Source organism: Bradyrhizobium sp. 199 (assembly GCF_023073355.1).
Taxonomy (GTDB): domain Bacteria; phylum Pseudomonadota; class Alphaproteobacteria; order Rhizobiales; family Xanthobacteraceae; genus Bradyrhizobium.
In genome coordinates this window covers 1-3232 of sequence record NZ_JADPJI010000001.1, presented here as the reverse complement: position 1 = coordinate 3232, position 3232 = coordinate 1, and the positions used below count along the sequence as shown (strand labels likewise).

The following is a 3232-nucleotide window of genomic DNA, read 5'->3' as shown; positions in this document are numbered from 1 at the left end:
TCATGGATGATCTGTTGCGGGAGTTTCTGACGGAGACCAGCGAGAGCCTGGACACCGTTGACAATCAGCTGGTGAAGTTCGAGCAGGAGCCGAACAACGCCAAGATCCTGGATAACATCTTCCGCCTGGTCCACACCATCAAGGGCACCTGCGGCTTCCTCGGATTGCCGCGGCTTGAAGCGCTGGCACATGCCGGCGAGACGCTGATGGGCAAATTCCGTGACGGCATGCCGGTGACTGGGCAGGCGGTGACGGTGATCCTGTCCTCGATCGACCGCATCAAGGAAATCCTCGCCGGTCTCGAAGCGACCGAATCCGAGCCGGAGGGGACCGACCGCGATCTCATCGACAAGCTGGAAGAGATGGTCGAGCAGGGCATGGCGGCCATGTCAGCGTCGGCTCCGCCGATCGCGTCAGCGTCGGCTTCTTCGCCGATCGCGGCAGCGTCGGCTCCGCCGATCGCGGCTAGCGCTGCTTCTGTTGCCGACGCCCCGCCGCTGGTGCCGGAAGCACCTGCTGCTGCCGCGCCTGCGCCGGCAAAGGACATGACCACGGGTGCGCTGATCGACCAGACCCTGGAGCGCCCGTTGCGTCCGGGCGAAGTCTCGCTCGACGAGCTCGAGCGCGCCTTCCGCGAGACCGCGATCGAAGCGCCCGCGCCTGTCGCCAGGGTTGAGGCCGCGCCGGCACCGGCCGCCGAAGTCCCGGCGCCCGCGGCGAAGGAAGCCGCAAAGCCCGCCAAGGAGAAGCCCGCGATCAAGAAGTCGATGGCCGACGAGGCTGTCGTTGACGGCGACCGCATCGCCAACCAGTCGATCCGCGTCAACGTGGATACGCTGGAGCACCTGATGACCATGGTCTCCGAGCTGGTCCTGACCCGCAACCAGCTCTTGGAGATCTCCCGCCGCAACGAGGACACCGAGTTCAAGGTGCCGTTGCAGCGGCTGTCCAACGTCACCGCCGAGTTGCAGGAGGGCGTCATGAAGACGCGCATGCAGCCGATCGGCAATGCCTGGCAGAAGCTGCCCCGCATCGTCCGCGACCTCTCGAGCGAACTCGGCAAGCAGATCGAGCTGGAGATGCACGGCGCCGACACCGAGCTCGACCGCCAGGTGCTCGACCTGATCAAGGACCCGCTCACCCACATGGTGCGCAACTCCGCCGACCATGGCCTGGAGACCCCCGCCGAGCGCCTCGCCGGCGGCAAGGGCGAGCAGGGCACCATTCGCCTGTCCGCCTATCACGAGGGCGGCCACATCATCATCTGCATCGCCGACAACGGCCGCGGCCTCAACACCGACAAGATCAAGGCCAAGGCGATCTCCTCGGGTCTCGTCACCGAGGCCGAGCTCGAGAAGATGAGCGAAGCCCAGATCCACAAGTTCATCTTCGCGCCCGGCTTCTCGACCGCGGCCGCCATCACCTCAGTCTCCGGCCGCGGCGTCGGCATGGACGTGGTGCGCACCAATATCGACCAGATCGGCGGCACCATCGACATCAAGAGCGTGGCCGGCGAAGGAAGCTCGGTCACCATCAAGATCCCGCTGACCTTGGCGATCGTCTCGGCGCTGATCGTGGAAGCTGCCGGCGACCGCTTCGCCATCCCGCAGCTTTCGGTGGTCGAGCTGGTGCGTGCCCGCGCCAACTCCGAGCACCGCATCGAGCGCATCAAGGACACCGCGGTCTTGCGCCTGCGCAACAAGCTGTTGCCGCTGATCCACCTGAAGAAGCTCTTGAAGATCGACGACGGCGCGGCCTCCGATCCCGAGAACGGCTTCATCGTGGTCACTCAGGTCGGCAGCCAGACCTTTGGCATCGTCGTCGACGGCGTGTTCCACACCGAAGAGATCGTGGTGAAGCCGATGTCGACGAAACTGCGTCACATCGACATGTTCTCCGGCAACACCATTCTGGGCGATGGCGCGGTCATCATGATCATCGACCCCAACGGCATTGCCAAGGCGCTCGGCGCCGCCGGCTCCTCGGCCCATGACATGGGCGACGAGAACGGCGCGCACCACATCGGCTCGGGCGAGCAGACCACCTCGCTGCTGGTGTTCCGCGCCGGCTCGTCCCAGCCCAAGGCGGTCCCGCTCGGGCTCGTCACGCGCCTGGAAGAGCTGCCCGCCGACAAGATCGAGTTCTCGAACGGCCGCTACATGGTGCAGTACCGCGAGCAGCTGATGCCGCTCATCGCCATGGAAGGCGTCACCGTCGCGAGCCAGGGCGCCCAGCCGATCCTGGTGTTTGCCGACGACGGCCGCTCCATGGGCCTCGTCGTCGACGAGATCATCGACATCGTCGAGGAACGCCTCAACATCGAGGTCGGCGGCTCCTCCTCCGGCATTCTGGGCTCGGCCGTGATCAAGGGCCATGCCACCGAGGTGATCGACGTCGGCCACTTCCTGCCGATGGCGTTCGCCGACTGGTTCACCCGCAAGGAGATGAAGCCGTCGCAGCACTCGCAGTCGGTGCTGCTGGTCGACGATAGCGCCTTCTTCCGCAACATGCTGGCCCCGGTGCTGAAGGCGGCCGGCTACCGCGTCCGCACCGCGCCGACCGCGCAGGAGGGCCTTGCCGCCTTGCGCGCGCAGAGCTTCGACGTGGTCCTGACCGACATCGAGATGCCCGACATGAACGGGTTCGAGTTTGCCGAGACCATCCGCTCCGACAGCAATCTGGGCGCGATGCCGATCATCGGCCTCTCCGCGCTGGTGTCGCCGGCAGCAATCGAGCGCGGCCGTCAGGCCGGCTTCCACGATTATGTCGCCAAGTTCGACCGTCCCGGTCTGATCGCGGCGCTGAAGGAGCAGACCGCGGGCGCCGCCGGCGCCTCCGAGCTGAGCCGGGCGGCGGCGTAAGAGCATGATCCGGAAAAGTGTGAAGCGGTTTTCCGACACGATCATGCTCAAACAAAAAGGCTGGGATCAGGAGATACGCATATGACCAAGAAGACCGAGTCCAGCGAAGGCGCCATGGTCGAATACGTCACCGCGATGATCGGCGGCCAGCTGTTCGGGCTGCCGATCTCCCGCGTCCAGGACGTGTTCATGCCCGAGCGCGTCACCCGCGTGCCGTTGTCCTCGCGCGAGATCGCCGGCGTCCTCAACCTGCGCGGCCGCATCGTCACCGTGGTCGACATGCGCGCCCGTCTCGGCCTGCCGCAGCCCGAGGACGGCAAGGTGCCGATGGCGGTCGGCGTCGACCTGCGCGGTGAATCCTACGGCCTGCT

Annotated in this window: 2 protein-coding genes; both read left to right on the top strand. The window is 66.1% G+C overall.

The features are described from left to right. The first annotated feature begins 2 nt into the window (after positions 1 to 2). Complete coding sequence (locus tag IVB28_RS00010; RefSeq protein WP_247524029.1) at positions 3 to 2861, top strand: hybrid sensor histidine kinase/response regulator; 2859 nt, start codon at positions 3 to 5, stop codon at positions 2859 to 2861. An 81-nt stretch (positions 2862 to 2942) separates the two neighbouring features. Then, positions 2943 to 3232, top strand: a 290-nt coding sequence (locus IVB28_RS00005; protein ID WP_247524028.1) for a chemotaxis protein CheW, incomplete at its 3' end; no start/stop codon positions are given.